This window comes from Streptomyces sp. NEAU-sy36 (assembly GCF_013423905.1).
In the GTDB taxonomy this organism is placed as follows: domain Bacteria; phylum Actinomycetota; class Actinomycetes; order Streptomycetales; family Streptomycetaceae; genus Streptomyces; species Streptomyces misionensis.
In genome coordinates this window covers 4,341,841-4,361,918 of sequence record NZ_CP058977.1, presented here as the reverse complement: position 1 = coordinate 4,361,918, position 20,078 = coordinate 4,341,841, and the positions used below count along the sequence as shown (strand labels likewise).

21 protein-coding genes and 1 pseudogene are annotated in these 20,078 nt (G+C 71.8%); 11 read left to right on the top strand and 11 right to left on the bottom strand.

Annotation, left to right across the window (positions count from 1 at the left end; translation table 11 throughout):
• The first annotated feature begins 14 nt into the window (after window positions 1-14).
• On the top strand, window positions 15-1,364 hold the full coding sequence (locus tag HZZ00_RS19870; protein ID WP_180327693.1) for a histidine-type phosphatase: 1,350 nt from the start codon (window positions 15-17) through the stop codon (window positions 1,362-1,364).
• Window positions 1,365-1,461: 97 nt separating this feature from the next.
• On the opposite strand, the gene HZZ00_RS19865 is transcribed toward HZZ00_RS19870, so the two are convergent.
• The 3 genes from HZZ00_RS19865 to HZZ00_RS19855 are packed head-to-tail and all read right to left on the bottom strand — an operon-like array spanning window position 1,462 to window position 2,638.
• Window positions 1,462-1,887, bottom strand: a complete 426-nt coding sequence (locus HZZ00_RS19865) for a PRC-barrel domain-containing protein (RefSeq protein WP_180327692.1) — start codon at window positions 1,885-1,887, stop codon at window positions 1,462-1,464.
• Window positions 1,884-2,492 carry a PRC-barrel domain-containing protein gene (locus HZZ00_RS19860; protein ID WP_374028557.1) on the bottom strand — a complete coding sequence of 203 codons (609 nt, stop codon included), beginning with the start codon at window positions 2,490-2,492 and terminating at the stop codon, window positions 1,884-1,886. The genes HZZ00_RS19865 and HZZ00_RS19860 overlap by 4 nt, the downstream gene beginning before the upstream one ends.
• A complete protein-coding gene (locus HZZ00_RS19855) occupies window positions 2,492-2,638 on the bottom strand; it encodes a hypothetical protein (protein ID WP_180327690.1) in 147 nt (48 codons plus the stop codon). The genes HZZ00_RS19860 and HZZ00_RS19855 overlap by 1 nt, the downstream gene beginning before the upstream one ends.
• A 192-nt stretch (window positions 2,639-2,830) precedes the next feature.
• Between HZZ00_RS19855 and HZZ00_RS19850 the strand changes: the two genes are divergently transcribed.
• The 3 genes from HZZ00_RS19850 (at window position 2,831) to HZZ00_RS19840 (ending at window position 7,058) form a co-directional block, all read left to right on the top strand.
• Window positions 2,831-4,414 (top strand): FMN-binding glutamate synthase family protein, encoded by a 1,584-nt coding sequence (locus tag HZZ00_RS19850; RefSeq protein ID WP_180327689.1) that lies wholly within the window; start codon window positions 2,831-2,833, stop codon window positions 4,412-4,414.
• 14 nt (window positions 4,415-4,428) lie between these two features.
• A complete protein-coding gene (locus HZZ00_RS19845) occupies window positions 4,429-6,183 on the top strand; it encodes a thiamine pyrophosphate-dependent enzyme (RefSeq protein ID WP_180327688.1) in 1,755 nt (584 codons plus the stop codon).
• 413 nt (window positions 6,184-6,596) lie between these two features.
• Window positions 6,597-7,058 carry a hypothetical protein gene (locus tag HZZ00_RS19840; protein WP_180327687.1) on the top strand — a complete coding sequence of 154 codons (462 nt, stop codon included), beginning with the start codon at window positions 6,597-6,599 and terminating at the stop codon, window positions 7,056-7,058.
• A gap of 174 nt (window positions 7,059-7,232) precedes the next feature.
• Here the strand turns inward: HZZ00_RS19840 and HZZ00_RS19835 are convergent, their stop codons facing one another.
• From HZZ00_RS19835 to HZZ00_RS19805, 7 genes are all read right to left on the bottom strand, one after another.
• A complete protein-coding gene (locus HZZ00_RS19835; protein WP_180327686.1) occupies window positions 7,233-8,312 on the bottom strand; it encodes a type I phosphomannose isomerase catalytic subunit in 1,080 nt (359 codons plus the stop codon).
• Window positions 8,309-9,148, bottom strand: a complete 840-nt coding sequence (locus HZZ00_RS19830; protein WP_180327685.1) for an SDR family oxidoreductase — start codon at window positions 9,146-9,148, stop codon at window positions 8,309-8,311. The genes HZZ00_RS19835 and HZZ00_RS19830 overlap by 4 nt, the downstream gene beginning before the upstream one ends.
• Before the next feature lie 288 nt (window positions 9,149-9,436).
• Window positions 9,437-9,712, bottom strand: a complete 276-nt coding sequence (locus HZZ00_RS19825; protein ID WP_070025802.1) for a DUF4190 domain-containing protein — start codon at window positions 9,710-9,712, stop codon at window positions 9,437-9,439.
• Window positions 9,713-9,714: 2 nt separating this feature from the next.
• On the bottom strand, window positions 9,715-9,879 hold the full coding sequence (locus HZZ00_RS19820) for a hypothetical protein (RefSeq protein WP_180327684.1): 165 nt from the start codon (window positions 9,877-9,879) through the stop codon (window positions 9,715-9,717).
• A 278-nt stretch (window positions 9,880-10,157) separates the two neighbouring features.
• A complete protein-coding gene (locus HZZ00_RS19815) occupies window positions 10,158-11,276 on the bottom strand; it encodes an NAD(P)/FAD-dependent oxidoreductase (RefSeq protein WP_180327683.1) in 1,119 nt (372 codons plus the stop codon).
• Window positions 11,277-11,405: 129 nt separating this feature from the next.
• Window positions 11,406-12,053 carry an NADPH-dependent F420 reductase gene (locus tag HZZ00_RS19810; RefSeq protein WP_180327682.1) on the bottom strand — a complete coding sequence of 216 codons (648 nt, stop codon included), beginning with the start codon at window positions 12,051-12,053 and terminating at the stop codon, window positions 11,406-11,408.
• A 62-nt stretch (window positions 12,054-12,115) separates the two neighbouring features.
• Window positions 12,116-12,928 (bottom strand): inositol monophosphatase, encoded by an 813-nt coding sequence (locus HZZ00_RS19805; RefSeq protein ID WP_180327681.1) that lies wholly within the window; start codon window positions 12,926-12,928, stop codon window positions 12,116-12,118.
• A gap of 102 nt (window positions 12,929-13,030) precedes the next feature.
• On the opposite strand from HZZ00_RS19805, the gene HZZ00_RS19800 reads away from it, so the two are divergent.
• The 6 genes and pseudogenes from HZZ00_RS19800 to HZZ00_RS19775 all read left to right on the top strand — a co-directional run bounded on the left by HZZ00_RS19800 (window position 13,031) and on the right by HZZ00_RS19775 (window position 18,653).
• Window positions 13,031-13,930: a LysR family transcriptional regulator gene (locus HZZ00_RS19800; protein ID WP_180327680.1), complete on the top strand. Its 900-nt coding sequence runs from the start codon at window positions 13,031-13,033 to the stop codon at window positions 13,928-13,930.
• Window positions 13,931-14,570: 640 nt separating this feature from the next.
• Window positions 14,571-14,879 (top strand): hypothetical protein, encoded by a 309-nt coding sequence (locus tag HZZ00_RS19795; RefSeq protein ID WP_180327679.1) that lies wholly within the window; start codon window positions 14,571-14,573, stop codon window positions 14,877-14,879.
• Window positions 14,880-15,080: 201 nt separating this feature from the next.
• The gene (locus HZZ00_RS19790) at window positions 15,081-16,304 is read left to right on the top strand and encodes a PP2C family protein-serine/threonine phosphatase (protein ID WP_180327678.1); all 1,224 of its coding nucleotides are present in this window, start codon (window positions 15,081-15,083) and stop codon (window positions 16,302-16,304) included.
• Between the two features lie 108 nt (window positions 16,305-16,412).
• Window positions 16,413-17,156: an SDR family oxidoreductase gene (locus tag HZZ00_RS19785; protein ID WP_180327677.1), complete on the top strand. Its 744-nt coding sequence runs from the start codon at window positions 16,413-16,415 to the stop codon at window positions 17,154-17,156.
• Between the two features lie 53 nt (window positions 17,157-17,209).
• Window positions 17,210-17,820, top strand: a pseudogene (locus tag HZZ00_RS19780) (hypothetical protein).
• A gap of 191 nt (window positions 17,821-18,011) precedes the next feature.
• Window positions 18,012-18,653, top strand: coding sequence for a TetR/AcrR family transcriptional regulator (locus tag HZZ00_RS19775; RefSeq protein WP_257584895.1), 642 nt, complete (start codon window positions 18,012-18,014; stop codon window positions 18,651-18,653).
• 150 nt (window positions 18,654-18,803) lie between these two features.
• On the opposite strand, the gene HZZ00_RS19770 is transcribed toward HZZ00_RS19775, so the two are convergent.
• A complete protein-coding gene (locus HZZ00_RS19770) occupies window positions 18,804-19,397 on the bottom strand; it encodes a TetR/AcrR family transcriptional regulator (protein WP_180327676.1) in 594 nt (197 codons plus the stop codon).
• Window positions 19,398-19,621: 224 nt separating this feature from the next.
• On the opposite strand from HZZ00_RS19770, the gene HZZ00_RS19765 reads away from it, so the two are divergent.
• Window positions 19,622-20,077: an SDR family NAD(P)-dependent oxidoreductase gene (locus tag HZZ00_RS19765; protein WP_257584894.1), complete on the top strand. Its 456-nt coding sequence runs from the start codon at window positions 19,622-19,624 to the stop codon at window positions 20,075-20,077.
• The last annotated feature ends 1 nt before the right edge of the window (window position 20,078 follow it).

The following is a 20,078-nucleotide window of genomic DNA, read 5'->3' as shown; positions in this document are numbered from 1 at the left end:
TCACCATGCGCCTTATGAAACGGGTCGCCCCAACCATCGCCCTCGGACTGTCCGCGCTGCTCGCCGCCTCGGTACCCGCCCACGCCACCGGCTCGCGGCCCCTCGACAGCTACGGGACCAAGGCGTCGTACGAGCCGCGGCAGAGCGTCCCCGGCTACCAGCGAGCTCCCAGGGGCTACGTCCCCGTCTTCACCGAGACCGTCTCCCGGCACGGCTCGCGCGCCGCGACCAGCAGCAAGGACGGCGACCTCGTCCTCGGGCTGTGGGACCAGGCCGCCAGTGAAGGCCAGCTCACCTCCGCCGGCGAGCGGTTCGGGCCCGACGTGCGCACGCTCCTCGCCGCCATGGACAAGATCGGCTACGGAAACCTGAGCGGGCGCGGCCGGCAGGAGCTGCGCGGTGCCGCCGCACGCATGGAGCAGCGGCTTCCGGACCTGTTCCGGCGGATCGCCGAGGACTCCGAGCCCATCGACGTCGTCAACTCCGGCGAGGCACGCGCCGTCGCCAGCGGCAACGTGTTCACCGGCGCCCTCGCCGACGACGACCCCGCCCTCAAGCCGCTCATCCGGCCCGCCCGGTCCGACCGGGACCTGCTCTATTTCCACAAGTCGGCTGGCGGCGCCGCCTACCGCGACTACATCGACCACGACCAGCGGCTGGCCGCCACCCTCAAGAGCATCACCGACCAGCCCGCCACCCGGCAGGCCGCCCGCAGGGTCCTGGAGAGGATCTTCAGCCCCGCGTTCGTCCAGCGCATCGCCGACGGCGAGTTCTCGTCCTCGGACGTCGACGCCGCCCAGGCCGTCTACAACCTCTACGCGATCGCCCCGGCGATGAGCGCCGAGATGCCGGACGGCCGCGCCCTGCCCATGGGGCGCTACATCGCACCGCGCGACGCCGCATGGTTCGGCTACCTGAGCGACGCCGAGGACTTCTACGAGAAGGGCCCCGGCTTCGCGGACAGCGACATCACCTACAAGATGGCGGACGTCCTGCTCGACGACTTCTTCAAGCAGGTCGAGGCCAAGCGCGACGGCACGAGCACACTGGGCGCGGAGCTGCGCTTCACGCACGCCGAGGAGATCATCCCGCTGGCCGCGCTGATGGGCCTGCCGGGCAGCACCGAAGCGGCGACGCCCGACCGGCCGTACACCTACGCCGACAACACCTGGCGCGGGGCGTCCGTCGCCCCGATGGCGGCGAACATCCAGTGGGACGTCTTCCGCAAGGGCGACACCTACCTGGTGCGCATGCTCTACAACGAGAAGGAGACCGCCTTCAAGCAGGGCTGCCACCCGGTGTCCAAGGGCAGCGCGTTCTACGACCTGAACGAACTGGAACGCTGCTTCGGCCGCACGAGCTGAGCTCCACCGAAACGCGTTCGCCGGGGCGGTGGGCCCACTGCCGAGCCGCCCCGGGCCACGGCGTCACGCACGCCGCCGGCACGCGGACATCGCCGCCCTAGGCACCGCGTACGACGACCGCGTACTCGCCGATGCCCAGGAGATGGTTCCCGGAGATCTCACCGAGAGCCGTGTACAGCGTCTGGAGGTGCCCGGTGGTCGTGTCGAACGCGACGTCCTTGACGGTGCCGTGCGCGGTGCCGTGCTCCGTGAGGACCCGCTTTCCGAGGATCTCGTGATGGGTGGGGAAATCGTCCCGGCCGGAACCGGTCGAGGCGGGGGACCGTACGACGACGGCGCTTCGTCCCATCCCCTCGATCAGATCCCAGGCGATCCCCGTCGCGTGTTTCGGGGCGCCGGACAGGCGCACGCAGACGACGCTCCTGGTGTGCGGGTCGATGGTCAGTCCGCTCACGCGGCCCAGTTCCTCGGCTTCATCGGCCGTGATCACGGGAAGCCCGTGGGCCTGACTCACCAGCATCATGCCTGGGTCTCCTCGGGTGTCGTGGGCCTGAGGTGGGACGGCCGCGCGGTGTAGCGGCGGAAGGCCTCGACCTGGGCGCCGAAGCTGGGCAGGTCGTCGGCGACGAAGTGGCGGGCGTGCGCGGGGACGACCATGGCGCGTCCCGAGACGGCGAGCGCCTCCCCGCGCGGGATGAACGCCCTGCGCTCTGCGTGGCCGGTGTCGGTGTCCTCCTTCACGGCGATCTCGAAGCCGATCAGACGTCCGCTGCCGCCGGCCTCGATCACGACGTCCAGGACCGTGCCCGCCTCGGTCCCCTGGTCGGTGAGGACCGGCGCGCCGATGACCTGCCCGTGCCCGGCTTCATGGGTCGCCAGGACCGCCTTCCGCTCCACCAGGACCGCCGCGCTGGGCACCATCACGGCGGAGGGGCCGATGGCGTGCACTCCGGAGAACGGCAGGCTCACCTTGAGCGGACCGGCGAGCAGGCCGCGCCCGCTCAAGGTGAAGCCAATGATCCGGCCCGCCTTGAAGTCGAAAACGGTGTCCTTGACCTGGGCGACCGCCTCGCCGCTCAGGGTCACGACCACCCGCTTGGTCAGTTCCGAGGCGAGCAGGGGGGTGATCACCGCGATCCCTCCCCGCCCGGCCGGCGGCCCGAACGCACCGCGATCACCGTTCCGCTACGGCGTTTGGCCTGGATGACCACTGCCGCCGCGGCGAGTAACACCGCCACCGCGATGAAGAAGACAATCCAGCCAGACCATTCCATCGCCGACCTCCTCGTGCCGTCTTCGCCAGGGGCCGCCGCCCCGTGCGGCGCGTCCCTGCGCTTCCTGCTTCCCGCGCGGGGGAGTCGCACGCCTTCCCCCGAAGCACTCTTCCGCCCCGGCAGCGCGCGGAAATGACGGGTTCTTGGGAGGTCAGGGCGCATGGAGGCCGGTTGTCGGGCAATGCGCGAGGGGTGACACGCATTGTGATCGTCCTCCTGACCACGATCGCCGCGCTCGTGAGCGCCGCGGCAGCCGTCGAAAGCTCGCCCTGCTGGTGGTTCGCGGCCCTTCCGCTGTTGTCCCTGGGTGTGCTGGGCGGCTGGGACCTCATCCAGCGGGAGCACTCGGTGCTGCGCAACTATCCCGTCCTCGGCCATGCCCGCTTCCTCATGGAACGCATACGCCCGGAACTGCAGCAGTACTTCATCGAGCGCAACTATGACGGGCGCCCCTTCGACCGGGACGTGCGAAGCATGGTCTACGAGCGGGCCAAGGGCACGGACGCGGAGGAGCCGTTCGGCACCGAACGGGACGTGTACCAGCCCGGCCACGAGTTCCTGGTTCCCTCGATGGCTCCCTGCCCGGTGCCAAAGCACCCGCCGCGCGTACGCGTCGGCGGCCCGGACTGCGCCCGCCCCTACGACATGGCACTGCTGAACGTGTCCGCGATGAGCTTCGGCTCGCTGTCCGCCAACGCGGTCCTCGCGCTCAACGGAGGCGCGGCGGCCGGAGGATTCGCCCAGGACACCGGTGAGGGCGGCCTGTCCGAGTACCACCTGCGCCCGGGTGGCGACCTCGTGTGGGAGATCGGCACCGGGTACTTCGGCTGCCGCACCGAGGACGGTGATTTCGACGCGGCCGAGTTCGCCGACAAAGCCGCACACGACCATGTCAAGTGCGTGTCCCTGAAGTTGTCGCAGGGCGCCAAGCCCGGCATCGGCGGAGTACTGCCGGGAGCCAAGGTGAACGCCGAGATCGCGCGGGTCCGTGACGTTCCCGAAGGCCGGACGGTCGTCTCCCCGCCGTATCACCGTGTGTTCTCCACTCCACGCGAACTCGTGCGGTTCATCGCCCGCATGCGCGAGTTGTCCGGTGGCAAGCCCGCCGGGTTCAAGCTCTGTGTGGGCTCGCGCCGGCAGTTCCTGGCCGTGTGCAAGGCGATGGTGGAGGAGGGGACCGCCCCGGATTTCATCGTGGTGGACGGCTCCGAGGGAGGCACGGGCGCGGCACCGCTGGAGTTCGCCGACCACGTGGGCACCCCCCTCACCGAGGGGTTGCTCACCGTGCACAACGCCCTCGTGGGCGCGGGACTCCGCGACCGGGTCAAGGTCGGGGCCAGCGGCAAGATCGCCACCGGTACCGACCTCGTCAAGCGCATGGTGCAGGGCGCCGACTACGGCAACGCCGCGCGCGCGATGATGTTCGCCGTCGGCTGCATCCAGGCGCAGCGGTGCCATACGAACACCTGCCCCACCGGCGTCACCACCCAGGACCCCCGCCGGGCCCGCGCCCTCGACGTCCAGGACAAGACGGCACGCGTGCGGCGATTCCAGGAGGCGACCGTGGCCGGCGCGCTCCAGATCATGGCCTCCATGGGCGTCACGGACCCGGCGGACCTGCGTCCGCACATGCTCCGTCGACGCGTCGACCCCGTCACCGAACGCTCCTACGAAGAACTGTACGAGTGGCTCGCGCCGGGGCAGTTGCTCGCCGAGCCACCGGCCTCCTGGGCGGCCGACTGGGCGGCCGCCGACCCCGACCGTTTCACCGTCTGACCCGGAGGATTCACATGCCCCGTACCGTTGCCCGCGTCATCGTGGACGCACTGAGCGAACTCGGCGTGCGCCAGGTGTTCGGCGTCGTGGGGGACGCACTCAACCCCCTGACCGACGCCATCCGAAGCACGGAGGACCTGGAATGGGTCGGTTGCCGGCACGAGGAGGCGGCGGCCTTCGCCGCGAGCGCCCAGTCCCAGCTCACCGGCACCCTCGGCGTGTGCATGGGCACCGTCGGACCCGGCTCCGTCCACCTCCTCAACGGACTGTACGACGCGGCCAAGAGCCACGCCCCGGTGCTGGCCATCGCCGGCCAGGTACCGCTCGCCGAACTCGGCAGCGACTACTTCCAAGAGGTCGACAACGACGCCCTCTTCAGCGACGTGGCCGTCTTCCGCGCCACCATCACCTCGCCCGACCAACTGCCGCAGATGCTGGAGACGGCGGTGCGCAACGCGCTCGGCCGCAGGGGCGTCGCCGTCCTCACCGTGCCGGGCGACCTCGGAGAGCGGGAGGTGACCGGCGACCGGCCGCCCCGGTTCTCCCTCACCCCTGCGGTGAGCCGGCCGGACCCGTCGGCCGGCCGGCGCGCCGCGGAACTCCTCGACCGCTCGGAGCGTGTCACCATGCTCGTCGGCGAAGGAGCGCGCGCCGCCCGCGAGGACGTCCTCGCCCTCGCCGACCGTCTGGCCGCGCCGATGGTGCTCACCCTGAAAGCGAAGGCGGGCTTCGAAGGCGACCACAACCCCTACCAGGTCGGCCAGACCGGTCTGATCGGCAACCCGGCCGCGGCGGCGACCCTCCAGGACGCGGACACCCTTCTGCTGCTGGGCACCGACTTCCCCTACCGGGACTGGTATCCCGAGGGCAGGACAGTGATCCAGGTCGACACCGAGGCCACTCACATCGGGCGCCGGGTGCCGGTCGACGTCGGGCTCGTGGGGGACACCGGCGCCACCGTACGCGACCTCCTGGACCACCTCGCCACCGCGCCCGGGGACGCACGTGACCGTTCGCACCTGGACAAGGCGCGTGAACGCTTCGACCGGTGGCGTGCCGGCCAGGCCCGGCTCGCCGACCCCCGGCACGACAAGGGCCTCGTCGGACGGCTCCGCTCCGCGCTGGACAACCGCGCCCACGACATCAGGCCCGAGGTGCTGGCCGCCGCGGTGGACCGCGCCGCCGCCGACGACGCCGTCTTCACGTCCGACACGGGCATGGCCACGGTGTGGCTCTCCCGTTTCGTGGAGATGCGCGGTGAGCGACGCCTCATCGGCTCGTACAACCTCGGTTCGATGGCCAATGCCATGCCACAGGCGCTGGGCGCCCAGTGCCTGGACCGCGAGCGCCAGGTCGTGGCCTTCTGCGGAGACGGCGGACTGAGCATGCTCCTCGGCGACCTCATGACACTCAAGACCCACCGCCTGCCCGTCAAGCTCGTCGTCTTCGACAACCGTCGGCTGGGGATGGTGAAACTCGAACAGGAACAGGCCGGGCTGCCCGAGTTCGGCACCGTGCTCGACAATCCCGACTTCGCCGCCGTGGCCGAGGCCATGGGCATCACCGGCATCCGCGTGACCGACCCGTCGGATGTCGAGAGCGCGGTGCGGCGGGCCTTCCGCAGCCCGGGTCCGGTCCTGCTGGACGTCCTCACCAACCCCGACGAGGTGGCCGTTCCGGCCCAGCCGACCGTCGAGCAGGGCTGGGGCTTCGCGGTGGCCAAGATGAAGGAGGCCGTACGGAGCCACGGGGACACGGACGAGCACTGACCGCTTCGCGCGGCCGAGCGTTTCCCGCGCACCCGAGCTGAGGGGACCCCGCGCCGATACCCGCGCGTGTGCCTCGCGGAGGGCCGGAGCGTAGCGGAGGTGACGGGCCCTCAGCGGGTACGACGCACGACGCGGTTCCGGCGGACGAGTGGCGTCCTGGTCGGATATGGCGGGGGCCGCCGACCAGGCGTCGGCCGCCTCCGGGCCGCCGAGCCGGGACCGACTGCCGTCCGGGTCCGCAGCGCCGGGCGAGGCGGAGCGGCCGAAGCCGCGGTTCACCGTTGTCCGGGCCGCCGGGGCACCTCCCGCAGCGCGGCGCGAGTAGGCCGGGTGCCCGCCGGACGGGTGGCCGCGGCTGCCCATGTGGCGGCGCGGGAGCGCGAAACCGGCCGGGCCGGGGGATGCGTGAGGGCATGAGCACTCACCATGACGGCCCGGACGGTGCGCACCGGCGCCCGCCGAATGTCTCGGACACCCTCGTCCAGGCCCTTGGGGCGCTGTCGAAGGCGCTGGAGACGACCGAACGTGCCCGCGGCCACCTCTACGCCTTCCACCAGCTCACCGGAGGCGCCGACTTCGCACTGGACCGTGCGGTGGCGCTGCTGCGGGAGGCCGGCCAGCACGGGTGGGCGGACCGGGTGCAGCGGGAGATCCTGGGCCGCAATGTGATTCCCGGCCACTGGACGTTCCAGATCCTCGAGGCCTACAACTCCACGTATTACGGGCCGTTCAAGGACATCGAGGCCCAGGCACGCCGGGAGCTGGTCGCGGGCAGGGACCACTTGTACGAGGCCGAGCTGAAGGAGCGGCGCCGCACGCGCGGACACCCCGACCACACCACCCGGCCGGACGCCGTCCGCTCGCTCGACGAGTAGGGACACGCTCGGCGGTTCGAGCGGGCGCCGCCGCAGGGAGGCGGTCGAGGAACGCCACGCCCGGTTCGGCGGGCACGCCACGGCGTACCGGGTGGGGGAGGAGCTCACCACGCTGGGCGGCGCACGTTGGTCCCGGGCGCCGCCGTGGCAGGCGCCGGGCGCGCTCCGCACCCGTCAGTCCGACGTCGCGGTGAACCGGCGCAGGAGCGACAGGGGGTATCCCGCGGCGAGCAAGGGGCCGCGGACGTCGCGGTCGAGGTCGGGCAGATAGCCGAACAGGACGTCGGCAGGCCCGGTGATCTCGACGTCACCGCACGCCGCGGGCAGCAGGAGCGTCTCCGCGCGGCCGAGTTCTTCACTCCACGTGCCGGTCCGCACCCGCACCGGGGCGCCGACGTTCGACAGGATGTGCGCGCTGCCGAAGGCGTGGCGCAGGGGTTCCGTGGTCCCGGCGCGCCAGCGTTCCAGGGCGAAGTAGGGGCCCGCGCAGAGGAAGACCCGCTCCACTCCGTCCCCGACGGCGATGCCCAGCCCGGGCGTGAAGTCGGGCCGGCTCTCCAGGACGGCCTGCCGCATCAACATGTCGAGGTTGGCCCGGTGTTCCCGATCGCCCACCGGCGAGCCGTCCGCCATGTTCCAGCGCATCGCGTGCTGCTGGATGTCGGACGTCTGCTCGATCTCGTAGACGAGGGTGTCCGGTCCGAAGCTGTGCAGGGTGCCGCCGGGCACGTAGAGGGTTTCGCCCGCGCGCACCGGCAGACGGCGCAGTACGGCGTCGAAGTCCTGCGCCTCCAGCGCGGCACGCAGTCGGCCGGGCGTGATCCCCTCCTTGACGCCGCACAGGGCGGTCGCGCCGGGCGCGGCCTCCAGGATGTGCCAGGCCTCGGTCTTTCCGTTGGGCTGCCCCTCCAGGCGCCGGGCCGCCTCGTCGTCGGCGTGCAGATGTACCGGCAGGGTGCCGGTGGCGTCGATGAACTTGGTCAGCACGGGGAAGCGCGCACCGGAGAAGCCGGCGCCCATGAGCGCTTCGGGCTGTTCCGACAGCACCTGGTGCAGAGTCCGGCCGGCCAGCGGGCCATTGGTCACCACACTGCGGTTGCCCTCGACGTCACTGCACTCCCAGGTCTCCGCGACGCTCCAGTCGGGCAGGCCCCTCTTGCCCAGGCGGCGGGCGATGGCGTGGCCGCCGAAAACCAGGGGCTTCGCCGTGACGGTCAGCCGCAACGGGTACAGGGCCGTGTCCCCGGGGCTCACAGGATCGGCTGCCCGCCGGTGACGGCGACCCTGGCGCCGGACACGTAGGCGGCCTCGTCGGACGCGAGCATGACGTACACCGGCGCCAGCTCGGCCGGTTGGCCGGGCCGTCCCAGCGGCACCTCCGAGCCGAAACTCTCGACCTGCTCGGGCGGCATGGTCGCGGGGATGAGCGGAGTCCAGATCGGCCCCGGGGCGACGCTGTTGGCGCGGATGCCCTTCGACGCCAGCATCTGGGCCAGCGAACCGACCATGTTGGCGATGCCCGCCTTGGTGGCGTTGTACGGCAGCAACTGCGGCGGCGGGCTGTCGGAGTTGACCGAGGTGCTCCCGATGATCGACGATCCGGGCCGCATGTGGGGGACCGCGGCCTTGGCCAGGTGGAAGAACGCGCTGAGGTTGATGGCGAGCGTGCGGTCCCACTCCTCGTCGGGAATGTCCGTGAGGGAGTCGTGGGTCATCTGGAACGCGGCGTTGCTGACCAGTACATCGACCCGGCCGAACTCCTCGACGGCCTTGTCGACGACGGAGCGGCAGTGCGCCGGGTCGGCCAGGTCCCCGGGCACCAGCACGCACGTGCGGCCCGCGTCCCGCACCCACCGCGCGGTCTCCTCCGCGTCCTCGTGCTCGTCCAGGTAGGAGACCAGGACGTCCGCGCCCTCACGGGCGTAGGCGATCGCCACCGCACGTCCGATTCCGCTGTCCCCGCCCGTGATCACCGCGGCCTTGCCGGCCAGCCGTCCCGAGCCACGGTAGCTGTGTTCACCGTGGTCCGGCCGGGGCGTCATCTCGCCCGTCGTACCGGGCGGGACCTGCTGCTGACGAGGCTGGGACATAGGGGCTCCAGAGAGGGCTCGGGCGGGGGCGGGGCCGGCACCGGTGTCAAGCGGACCAGCACCCCGGTCAAAACGGTCGAGGCGCCGAGTACCCCACTGATCCCGGCACGCACATGAGGCACGCGCTCGCGCTGCGTGCTGGACCCGCTGCCCGCCGCCGGGCGACTTCGCCGGCCGTCTTCTCCGGGACACGCCGGACCCGGCCGGCGGGGCGGCACGAGCGGCGTCACCCGGCGGGAGCGTGCGGAAACCGGGGCGCCCGCACGAGGTACGGGCGCCCCGGAGTGCTCAGCCGCCCCAGATCGACCATGACGTGGCTCCGTGGACGGAGGCCAGGACGGCGAACAGGACCAGGTCGGCGATGCCGAGCCCCAGTCCGAGCAGTGCTCGCGAGCGGCGCGGGGTGTCCCGGCGCAGGGCGATGACGGCCAGCACGATGGCGATGGGGCCGAGGACCAGGTTGAGGACGAGCAGTCCCAGGAGCCCGAGGACGAAGGAGGCCACCGCCATGCCTTCGGTGTCCCGTCGGCCCGTGCGAACGGAGGGTGGTGCGGTCAGCCGCATGGTCAGGCCCTCCCCGTCCGGCCGCGCCGACGCCGCTCGCGCCCGGCGAACACGACGAGCCAGACGGCGATCACGGCGGCGGCCACCAGGGTCACGGGCCAGGGAAGGTACGCGGCCGAGCCCAGGACGATACCCAGCAGAAGCAGGGCGACGACCAGGAAGAGCATGTCTACCTCCTCGGTCCGACGATGCCGGCGGCGGACGGCGGTTCGGCGCCCCGTCCGTACGGCGAACTCTGCGGCCGTATCCTCAACGCGTTCATGACATCGCCGGTTACCCGCGGGCGCGCGTCTCACGCGCCCCGGGGTGCCACGGACCGGTACTCAGGCACACGCGCATGCCGCGGCTCCCTGCCGTCGTCACCCGCCCACGGTCCGTACGGGTCCCAGCGGGCCTACGCCCGCATGGTGTTGATCCGCGGCACCCCGTCCGGTCCGGTGCCTGGCTACGCGCCCTGCGGCGGGAGGATGTCGTCCAGTACCTTCGCGCACTCCAGGGCGGCCTGAGCCGAGCGGGGAAGCATGATGCTTTCGTAGGCCCGGACCGCGTCCTCGACGGTGGACTCGGCGATGAGGGCGAGGGCCAGGTCGGTGCCGTCGAGCATGGCGAGGTTCGCGCCGAGCCCCACGGGCGGCATCAAGTGGGCGGCGTCGCCCAGCAGGGCGATGCCGGGGACGTGCTCCCACGTGTGCGGTGCGGGCAGGACGAACACGGGCCGTGGGATGAATCCGCCGTCGTTTCGGCGTACGAAGTCGAGCAGGCTCTCGTCCCAGTCCTTGAGCAGGTCGACCAGATACCGGCGTACGCTTTCGGCGTCGTCGAGGGCCACACCCGCTGCCGCGTGCCAGTCCTGTGGGGCGCGGAAGGCGACGTAGACGCGGATGGTGCCCTGGCTGTTGCGCTGCGCCAGCAGAGCCCTGTCGCCGGTGCTCGCCAGCATGGTGCCGTTGCCGACGAGGGCGGCCAGGGAGGGATGGCGGCTGTCGCAGTCGGTGAGGCCTGCTTCCATGAAGGTGACGCCGTTGTAGGCGGGCGCCGCGTCGGACACGGACGGGCGGACGCGGGACCAGGCCCCGTCGGCACCGATCACCAGGTCTGCTGCTTCCGTGCTCCCGTCCTCGAACAGGAGCTGCCAGGTGCCGGCTTCGTCCTCGCGCGGGGTGACAGCGGTCACGGCACGGCCCCATCGGACGGTGTCCGCGGCGAGGGAGTCCAGGAGGAGGGCGCGTAGTTGGCCGCGGTCGATCTCGGGGCTGTCGTCGTCGTGACTGGGCGGCCCGGGGACGGGCAGGACGGCGGCGGTCGCGGGGTCGAGTATGCGCCACTCCTGGCTCTCCGGGCGGGACAGGGCGCGGAACTCGTCGATCAGACCCGCCGCACGCAGCGCCACCTGCCCGGTACCGGAATGGATGTCGAGGCTGCCGCCCTGGGGGCGGGCGTCCGCGGAGGCCTCGCGTTCGTGGACGGTGACCGATCGGTCGTGGCGTTGCAGGGCCCGGGCACAGGCGAGGCCACCGAGGCCGGCGCCGACGATGGCGATGCGGGCGTTGGCTGTGGAGGGCATGGTTGGTACTGCCTCTCAGCAGGTTGACGGGCTGCCACCGGGAATTCCGGCGCTCCGCCACGAAAGCACGGCCGTACTCGCGGCAGCCAACGATTAATCAGTTCCCGGCTGCCACGGGTACGCGCGGTGTCAGCGGGCGAGAGACACCGCGAAGGGCCGGAAACCGTGCCGGCGCAGGATGTGGGGCACCACCAGGATCATGGCCTCGGTGGCGCGCGCCGTGGTGATGTCGCCGAGGTCCTCGATCCATGCGGGCCGCCAGCCCAGGTCGCCGAGCATGCCGGTGACCGTCTTCTTCGCGTGTTCGTCGTTGCCCGACACGTAGACGGTCGGCGGCGTGGCCAGGGATTCGGGGGCGGTCATGACCGTGAACAACATGGTGTTGAGGGTCTTGACCACTCGGGTGTCCGGAAGCGCGGCCTGGAGTTGCTCGGCGAGGCTGCCGCCGGGGTGGCACAGGGCGCCGGGCAGGCCGTCGTCGGCGTCCAGGGTCGCGTTGGAGACGTCGACGAGTATCTTTCCGGCGAGTTCGGCGCGCAGATCGGTGAGGCGCTCCAGAGAGCTGTCGCCGGGCGTCGCGTTGATCACGATGTCCGCGGTGCGGGCGGTGGTGCGCTGGCCGGCGAAGGAGATGCCGGGGACGGTCCCATGGGCGGGCGCTTCCGTCTGCTGCTCCGGGCTCCGGCGGCCGAGGACGACGTGGTGTCCGGACGAGGCGAGTTTGCCGGCGAGATTGGTGCCGACGCGGCCGGCGCCGAGGATGCCGATGGTGGTCACGAGGTGGTGCTCCCTTTGCGGTGTCGGGATCGGATGAACGGGGGAACGCGGGAGGCTCCGAGTCAGGCGATCGGCGACAAGACGTCGAGCGCCGCGGAGTGGATGCCGGGGGCGGCGGCCAGGAAGTCACGGCTGCCCGTGCTCCAGGGCTTGCCCGCCAGGTCGGTGACGACGCCTCCGGCCTCGGAGACCAGCAGGGCACCGGCGACCAGGCCGGAGCGGACGTCGGAGAACTGCCAGAACGCGTCCATGCGGCCGGCGGCGACGTGGATGAGCTGCAACGTGGCGGGAACGCTGACGCGCACGACGAGACCGCCCGCGAGCATCGCGGTGACCGACTCGCCGATCCGCCGGAAGACGTGGTGGTCCTCGCCGGGCTTGGCCTGGCCGGTGCCGGTGAGCGCGGCGCGCGGGTCCGTCTTGGCGGACACCTGCAGGGGCAGCCCGTCGAGGTGGGCACCGCCGCCGGCGACGGCGGTGTAGGTGTCGCCGGTCAGCGGTAGGTGGACGACGGTGAGGACGGGCTGGTCGTCGCGGACCAGGGTGGCGGTGACGGCCCAGTCCGGCATGCCGTGGACGTGGTTGATGTTCCCCTCGGCGGGGTCGACGACCCACCACTCGCCGGGCGGCAGCGCGCCGCCGGCCAGCTCGTCGTCGGCCCACCGCGCTTCCGGCCGGGCCCGCAGCAGCGGTTCTCGCAGCACGTCCAGCACCGCGTCGTCGTTGGCGTGGATCTCTTCGACGATCTCGCTCAGGCTCACCCCTCGCCCGTGCGGGAGGTAGCGCTCGCGCAGGGTGAGGCCGGCATTCCTGACCGCGGCGGTCGTGTCGGACATCAGCGTCGTGCCGGCGTCGAAAGGCATGCCTGTACCCATGGAGGGCTCCCTCGGTTCGGTTGGTGCGGGGGTGTGTGCTCGACGGTAGGCGAGCCGATAATTAACAACAAGTGCATGCTTTTCACTCGTGGAGTTACTTTGATGCAACTGGATCTGAACCTGCTCACCGCCCTGGACGCGCTGCTGGAAGAGGGAAGTGTCGCCGGCGCCGCGGCCCGCCTCCATGTCACGGCGCCGGCGATGAGCCGCTCCCTGGGCCGAATCCGCAAGGCCACCGGCGATCAGATCCTGGTCCGCGCCGGCCGCACCATGGTCCCCACCACCCGTGCCCTCGCCATGCGCGCCGAGGTTCACGCCCTCGTGCAGCAGGCGCACCGCCTGCTGTCCGCGCAGCAGGAACTCGAACTGGAGACCCTTGAGCGGGTGTTCACCGTGCGCTGGCACGACGCCCTGACCACCGCGTGCGGCACGGCCCTGATCGCCGCCGCCCACCGCCAGGCCCCCGGCGTCCAACTGCGCCTGTCCGCCGAACCCGGCACGGACACCCCCGAGATGCGCCGCGGAGAAGTCGACCTCGAATCCGGCTCCAGCCGGTCCACGCTCCCCGACGTCCGCCACCGCCTCGTCGGCCGGGACCGGCTCGTCGTCGCCGTCCGCCCCGGCCACCCGCTCACCGAGGGCCCACTGAGCATCGAGCGCTACGCCGCTGCCGAACACCTCACCGTCTCGCGGCGCGGACGCCTGCACGATCCCGTCGACGAAGCCCTGACCGCGCACGGTCTCGAACGCCGCGTCGTCGCCGCTGGTCCCACCACCGCCTTCGCACTGCAACTCGCCCTCGCCACCGACCTCGTGGTCACCCTGCCCGACGCGGTCACCCGCACCGCCCGGCACCAACTCGGTCTGACCACACTGGAGTTGCCCTTCCGGTTTCCCGACATCCCGCTGTACCTGCTGTGGCACCAGCGCTACGACGACGACCGCGCCCACGCCTGGCTGCGTGACCTGGCCACCGACACCGTCAAGGCGCTGTTCACGTGACCACCCGCCGATCAGCTCACCACCCCCCGGGTACTACGGGCGGACCCGGAAACAGGCGCGGGGAGGCCGCCGACCAATTTCCGGCGGGCGGTGAGGCACGGCAGGGGCGCCGGTGCACAGGGGATGCCGAGCGTCAGGACCGGCAAGGTGCGCTGTCCGCGCAGCACCCGCCGTTTGCTCGCGGGCCCGGTGCCGACGGGCAGTCCGCCGGGGGAGGAGTGCGGGTGGATCACGTGCGGCATGACGGTGGCGCCGAGGATGCCGCAGGCCGGACAGGGCTGGACATCTCGCTCGTGACGCAGGCGCTGCGACGAGGCTGAACGCCCCGGCATGCCGCCGGGTGCCTCAGTCTGCCGCCCTTTCGCGAAACCCCCTCTGCCGTCTCCCGGCCACTCCCTGCGATGGGCGATCCGCGACCGTGCGTGTGAGGAAGCGGTGACGTGGGACTCGGCGGACGCGGGCCGTTCCCCCCGCACGAGCGGCCCGGCCGTCCGGGCCGCCCCGCCCGCACCGGCGGACTCTGCTTTCCCGGTGCGGACAGGGGTCGCGTGGGGTGGGAGCGGCCGACCAGAGAAGGGCCTACCAGCGGAGGAAGGGGCCGGGTGACCGAGAACAGTGTCCTCACGGGGCGGTCCAGTCCATGACACGCGGCAAGCAGTACGCGGTTGCCGCCTCGGGGCAGTGGACCGACGAGGAGGACGGCCGGCGCAGGCTGCCCGCCGGCGAGGTCCACGCCTGGGAGCCGGGCCGTAACGAGACCGTTTGCGGGCTGTCCCTCAGCCGCTCGCGACTGGTCCGCTTCCCGCACGTCGGCTGGCCCGACACCTTCCCGGAATCCGGCGGCGCCGCCGACCGGGTACAGCGGGTGTGCCGACGCTGCGCCTCCGTCGCCGGGCGCCGCGGCAGTGACGCCCGCCCACGCTGGCACCGCGTCCGTCCCCGTCCATGAGCGCCGCATCCACGGCCGCGAAGCCGATCGAGCGTCTTGGCACCAGCGGGCGGCCTGGGCAGCGGCGGACGGTCGGCGTCGCCCCGGTGGACGATCACTGCTCGCACGAGGCCCGAAAGGAGTCGGCGATGCGACGTCATGGCCCGGCGGACGCAGCCGTCGCCTCGCCCGGATGCCGCCGGCGAAGTGACGGGCCCCGCCATGGCTGACAGGGCAGCGGCCGCCCTGGCACTGGTGAGGATGGTCCAGGCCAGCCACACGGTCACGCTGGAGCAGCTTCCGGACCTGGTCGCCGAGCACGCGGCCGAAGCCGGGCTGCGCGACGTGGCCGTCTTCGTCGTCGACATCCGCGAGACGGTACTGCGCCGGCTCACCGGCAAAGGCGGCGACGCCGCGGGCGGAGGACAGGAGGTCTCCGTCCAGGGCAGCTTGGCCGGCCAGGCGTACCAGCGCGTGGACGTGCTCGCCGAGCCGGCGCCCGGCAGGATGACGGGCGGGCGCCGGCGGTGGTGGGTTGCCGTCACCGACGGCGTGGAGCGGCTGGGCGTGGTGCGCGCCGACAGCGACACCGACGACGAGCCGACCCGTGACATCCTGCGTGATCTGGCGTCCGTGACGGCACTGCTGCTGCTCAGCAAGCGTTCTTTCAGCGACTCCTACGCCCGGCTGGTGCGCACCGAGACGATGAACGTCGCCTCCGAGATGCAGTGGAACGTCACCCCGCCTCCCGCCTACGCCGGACGCGGCGTCACGGTGGGTGCGGTGATGGAGCCCGCCTATCAGATGGGCGGCGACGCCTTCGACTACGCCGTCGCCGGCACCACGCTGCATCTGAGCGTCTTCGACGCCATGGGCCACGACGCGAAGGCCGGTATCACCGCGAACGTCGCCGTCGCCGCCTGCCGCAACGCGCGCCGCCAGGGCGCGTCCCTGGGCGGGACCAGCGAGCAGGTGGAACAGGTGCTGCTGCAGCAGTTCGGCACCAGCCGCTACGTCACCGGCATCCTGGCCGACCTGGACATGGCGAGCGGCCGGCTGACCTGGATCAACCGCGGCCACCCGCTGCCGATCCTCATCCGCGACAATCGCTGGACGACCGAGCTGGCCTGCCCGCCGGCCGGGCCCATGGGGGCCGGTCTGGGCCTGCCGGTGACCGAGTGCACCGAGCAGCTGCAGCCCGGAGACCGCCTGCTGTGCTACACGGACGGGATCACCGAGGCCCGCGACGCTAACGGTGACGAGTTCGGCCGGGACCGGTTCGTCGGCTTCATCCGCCGCCACCACGCCGGCCGGCACACCCTGCACGAAACCCTGCGCCGGCTCATGGCGGCCGTCATGGACCACAACGACGGGAGCCTGGCCGACGACGCGACCGTCCTGCTCACCGAGTGGCGCGGCGGTCACCAGGACAAGCTGACCCCATAGGCGCGCAGTGACGCATGTCACACACCAAATAAATGAACGGTGCGTTCATTACCTGTTTATATGGACGTGCCGTTCACATACTGCTCCGTGAAAGTCCAGGAGGCCGCCATGTCCAGCACCACCACGACCCCGCGGGTCGCTCTCGTCACCGGAGGCTCGGGCGGCATCGGCCGCGCCGTCGTCGAACGCCTGGCCGCCGACGGGTACGCCGTCGGCGTGCACTACGCAGGCAACGCGGCTCGCGCCACGGAGATCGTCGACCAGGTCACGGCCGACGGCGGCCGCGCCATCGCGGTCGGCGCGGACGTCGCGGACGAGACCGCGATGGCTGCGGCGTTCGACGCGGTCGAGGCCGCGTTCGGCGGCATCGATGTCGTCGTCAACACCGCCGGGATCATGCTGCTGTCCCCGATCGCCACGCTCGACCTGGCCGACTTCGACCGCATGCACCGCACCAACGTGCGCGGCACCTTCGTCGTCTCGCAGCTCGCCGCGAACCGGATACGCCCCGGTGGCGCCATCGTGAACTTCTCCACGTCGGTCACCCGTACGCAGTTCCCCGCCTACGGCGCCTACGTCGCCTCCAAGGCCGCGGTCGAAGGCATCACCTTGATCCTGGCGCGCGAGCTGCGCGGCAAGGACATAACCGTCAACGCCGTCGCCCCCGGACCCACGGCCACCGCACTGTTCCTGGAGGGCAAGGACGAGGCCGCCGTCGCCCAGCTCTCCAAGGCGGTGCCGCTCGAGCGACTGGGCCGGCCCACGGACATCGCCGAGACCGTCGCGTTCCTCGCCGGGCCGGCCCGCTGGGTCAACGGGCAGGTCCTGTTCACCAACGGCGGCCTGGCCTGAGCCGGTCCACCAGATCCCTTCGACCGTCCCTCTTCGAGCCAAGGGAGCACACCATGCCCAGTCAGCGGATCGTGCTGATCACCGGGGCCTCCAGCGGGTTCGGAGCCCTGACCGCCCGCGCCGTCGCCGACCGCGGCGACACCGTCTACGCCGGCATGCGCGACACTACCGGCCGCAACGCCCCGGCCGCCCAAGTTCGAGCGTCAAGGGCGGTACGCCGCCCTGTCTCGCGCCGTATTTCGCGGCCAAGGCCGCCATGGACTCCCTTGCAGTCAGTTACGCCGCCGAGCTCGCACGTTGGGGCGTGGAGACCTCGATCGTGGTACCGGGTTCGTTCACCCGCGGGACCAACCATTTCGCCCGCGCCGGCAAGCCCGCCGACGCCGCGGTCGAGGCCGCCTACGAGACCCGGTACGCGGGACTCGTGGAGCAGGTCGCGGGCAAGCTCGCGGCCCTGTCCCCGGCGGACGCCCACGCATCCATGGTGTCCGAGGAGATAGCCCGCGTCGTCGCCCTGCCCGAGGGCGCCCGGCCCTACCGTGTGCACATCGATCCGGCCGACGACGGGTCCGAGGAGGTCTCCGAGGTGGCCGACCGCATCCGCGGCGAGTTCCTCACCCGTATCGGCCTGGACGACCTGCTGTCGGTCACGACGCGGCACTGAGGCAAGCGGGCGGCGACGGGTGCGACGGCCGTGCGCCCGACGACGCTCCGCCTCCACGACGGCCCCACGGCGTTCCGCCCCTACGACGGCCCCCGCGACGTCCCGCCCCTACGACGGCTCCCGGTGAGCCCGCGCGCGCCCGGCGCTCACGCCCCGATCCCCGACGGACCCGACCCTTTGAGGAGAACCCCGTGACCACCCAACCGGGTCAGACCGCCCCGGACCCGAGTCCGCGCCCGCGCGGGCGCGGACGACGTCCCGCCGACGAGGTCCGTGCCGACGTCCTTGAGGCCGTCGGACGGCTGATGCTGAGCGAGGGGATGGCCGACCTGACGTTCGAACGGGTCGCCAAGACCGCCGGTGTCAGCAAGACCACCCTGTACAAGTGGTGGCAGTCACCCGGTGCCCTCGCCCTCGACGGATACTTCCACGCCGTACGCGCCACCCTGTCCTTCCCCGACACCGGCAACGTCCGCGAGGACGTGCGCGACCAGCTCCACAACCACCGCCAGGTCATGGCCGGCCCCGGGGGCCGCGCCCTGCTCGAACTCATCGGCGCCTCCCAGACCGACCCCGACCTCGCACGCGCCTACCGCGCCCTGTACTCCTCCGGCAGGCGCGAGCTGGCCTACCAGCGTCTGACCCGCGCCAAGGAGCAGGGTCAGATCCGCGAGGACGTCGACGTGCGGGTCCTCGTCGACCAGCTCTGGGGCGCCGTGTACCACCGCAGTCTGATCCCCGACGAGCCCGTCACCCCCGAGTTCGTCGACGCCCTCGTCGACAACCTCTTCGCCGGCATCCGGCCCTCTGAGCAAAAGCCGGCGTCTTCTTGAACCGACCAGGGCTGTGCCGGATCCTGACCAAGCTCCGCACCGGCCCCGTAGACCATTCAGCGGGCCGGTACACCCGGTACCCGGTGCCGGGAGACTCGAATTCGTGGAACGCGCCGAGTCGCTCCTGGGAGCTTCGGCACGTCGCCGGTGTCAGCCGGTTCGTAGACCGTCGAGAAGAACGGTCAGCACCAGGTGATGGCCGCGTGCAGCGTCGGGCTCCAGTCCCAGCACGCATCCCTGTACCGCTGGGGCGCCGGTCAGCCGCAGCACTTCCTGCCAGGCGAGATCCCGGCGAAGACGTCCCTGGTCCTGAGCGCGTTCGATGACCCTCCGGGTGAGGTCGAGGAGCTCGTGGCGTTGCTGGGCGACCGCGGGCCCGCCGTGCTGGTCCAGGGAGCCGGACAGTCCCGCGTTCTGCGCGGTGCGCAGGGCCAGGCCGGTGAACAGCGACGAGAAGCCCTTCCAGGCGTCATCGCAGTCCAGAGCCTGGTGTGCGGTGTCGATCAGTTCGGTGAGGATGTCGCTCAGCACCGCCGCCATGAGCTGGTCGCGTTGGGGATAGCGCCGGTAGACGGTGCCCACGCCGACGCCGGCCTCCCGGGCGATCTCGTGGTAGCTCACGTCCAGTCCGGTGGAGGCGACGGCACGACGCGCGGCCGCGAGGACCCGCGCGGCATTGCGCTGGGCGTCGGCGCGCACGGGCATGGCCGCCCCCTGGGCCGTCGCAGACCGCTCCGTGTTCATCACCCCATCCTATCCATAAGTGGACAGCTTCTGTCCGTCTCCTCTACTCTCCTGGAAACGGACGAGTCCTGTCCGTTTGTCGGGCTCGTACGAGAGGTGCGAAGCATGGGGTTCCGCGTGTGGCTGATCACCGGCGTGTCCCGCGGGTTGGGCCAGGCCCTGGTCGATGAGGTTCCGTCCTGGGCGCCGCTCTGCCCCACCTGCGCGCGGCAAAGGCGGCCCGTGTGCTGCAGACCGGCTCACCGGCGGGCCAGATCGGCGCCCCGGGGATGAGCGCCCACGCGGCCGGCGAGCACGCCCTCGAAGGTCTGAGCGCCTCACCGGCCGCCGAGCTGACCCCGCCGGGCATCCGGACGACGACCGTGGAGCCCGGAGCGGCCCGCACCGACTTCCGCGCCAACTGGGCGAGCCGGCTGTCCAGCAGCGCCGCCCTCACCGACTGCCTCCCCGTGCACGAAGCGCCGGCGCGCTCCGCCGGCGCCGTGGGAGGCCCTGCCGGTGACCCCGCCCGCATGGCCCAGGCCCTCGTCGTCCTCGCCGACATGCCGAGCCCCCCGCTGCGCCTTCCTCTCGGCGGCGACGCCCTCACCGGCATCGGGAACGCCCGCAGCGGCCAACTCGAAGAGCCGCGCCGGTTCGTGACGCTCAGAATTTCCACCGACCACACAAAGGCGATCTGAC

Bases quoted from the DNA above. Each gene is read 5' to 3' on its own strand.
- HZZ00_RS19825 (WP_070025802.1), bottom strand. From the start codon at position 9,712: ATGCGGCTGACCGCACCACCCTCCGTTCGCACGGGCCGACGGGACACC.
- HZZ00_RS19805 (WP_180327681.1), bottom strand. From the start codon at position 12,928: ATGGGTACAGGCATGCCTTTCGACGCCGGCACGACGCTGATGTCCGAC.
- HZZ00_RS19790 (WP_180327678.1), top strand. From the start codon at position 15,081: ATGGCTGACAGGGCAGCGGCCGCCCTGGCACTGGTGAGGATGGTCCAG.
- HZZ00_RS19795 (WP_180327679.1), top strand. From the start codon at position 14,571: ATGACACGCGGCAAGCAGTACGCGGTTGCCGCCTCGGGGCAGTGGACC.
- HZZ00_RS19820 (WP_180327684.1), bottom strand. From the start codon at position 9,879: ATGCTCTTCCTGGTCGTCGCCCTGCTTCTGCTGGGTATCGTCCTGGGC.
- HZZ00_RS19785 (WP_180327677.1), top strand. From the start codon at position 16,413: ATGTCCAGCACCACCACGACCCCGCGGGTCGCTCTCGTCACCGGAGGC.
- HZZ00_RS19830 (WP_180327685.1), bottom strand. From the start codon at position 9,148: ATGTCCCAGCCTCGTCAGCAGCAGGTCCCGCCCGGTACGACGGGCGAG.
- HZZ00_RS19845 (WP_180327688.1), top strand. From the start codon at position 4,429: ATGCCCCGTACCGTTGCCCGCGTCATCGTGGACGCACTGAGCGAACTC.
- HZZ00_RS19855 (WP_180327690.1), bottom strand. From the start codon at position 2,638: ATGGAATGGTCTGGCTGGATTGTCTTCTTCATCGCGGTGGCGGTGTTA.
- HZZ00_RS19865 (WP_180327692.1), bottom strand. From the start codon at position 1,887: ATGATGCTGGTGAGTCAGGCCCACGGGCTTCCCGTGATCACGGCCGAT.
- HZZ00_RS19870 (WP_180327693.1), top strand. From the start codon at position 15: ATGAAACGGGTCGCCCCAACCATCGCCCTCGGACTGTCCGCGCTGCTC.
- HZZ00_RS19815 (WP_180327683.1), bottom strand. From the start codon at position 11,276: ATGCCCTCCACAGCCAACGCCCGCATCGCCATCGTCGGCGCCGGCCTC.
- HZZ00_RS19770 (WP_180327676.1), bottom strand. From the start codon at position 19,397: ATGAACACGGAGCGGTCTGCGACGGCCCAGGGGGCGGCCATGCCCGTG.
- HZZ00_RS19800 (WP_180327680.1), top strand. From the start codon at position 13,031: ATGCAACTGGATCTGAACCTGCTCACCGCCCTGGACGCGCTGCTGGAA.
- HZZ00_RS19840 (WP_180327687.1), top strand. From the start codon at position 6,597: ATGAGCACTCACCATGACGGCCCGGACGGTGCGCACCGGCGCCCGCCG.